A 513-nucleotide genomic window follows, 5' to 3' on the forward strand; every position below is an offset into this window, starting at 1 on the left:
ATTCAAATTCATCGTAAGACTCATAACGATCAATTTTACGAAGATCCCATGGTATTCCGGATGCGCGTAGCATTGGTCCGGATAAACCCCAATTTATTGCTTCTTCCCCACCAATAATCCCAACTCCTTCAACCCGTTCTAAAAAAATAGGATTTCGTGTAATGAGTTTTTGATATTCAACAACCTCTGTTAAAAAATAATCACAAAAATCCAAGCATTTATCTATCCAACCATAAGGTAAATCAGCCGCTATTCCTCCAATACGAAAAAAATTATGCATCATTCTCATACCGGTGGCAGCTTCGAATAGATCATATACAAATTCTCGTTCTCTGAAAATATAGAAAAAGGGAGTCTGTGCACCAATATCTGCCATAAAAGGGCCGAGCCATAACAGATGAGAAGCTATACGACTCAATTCCAGCATAATTACTCTGATATAGCTGGCCCTTTTAGGAACTTGAATATTTCCCAATTGTTCTGGTCCATTTACTGTTATTGCTTCTGTAAACA

The 513-nt window shown here is 37.4% G+C and carries 1 protein-coding gene; it reads right to left on the reverse strand.

Going from position 1 to position 513, the window contains the following annotated elements:
* A partial coding sequence (locus IE312_RS44985) for an NADH-quinone oxidoreductase subunit D-related protein (RefSeq protein WP_502267014.1) occupies positions 1-513 on the reverse strand: 513 nt, incomplete at both ends.

The sequence above is a fragment of the Streptomyces capoamus genome (assembly GCF_014654935.1).
In the GTDB taxonomy this organism is placed as follows: domain Bacteria; phylum Actinomycetota; class Actinomycetes; order Streptomycetales; family Streptomycetaceae; genus Streptomyces; species Streptomyces capoamus.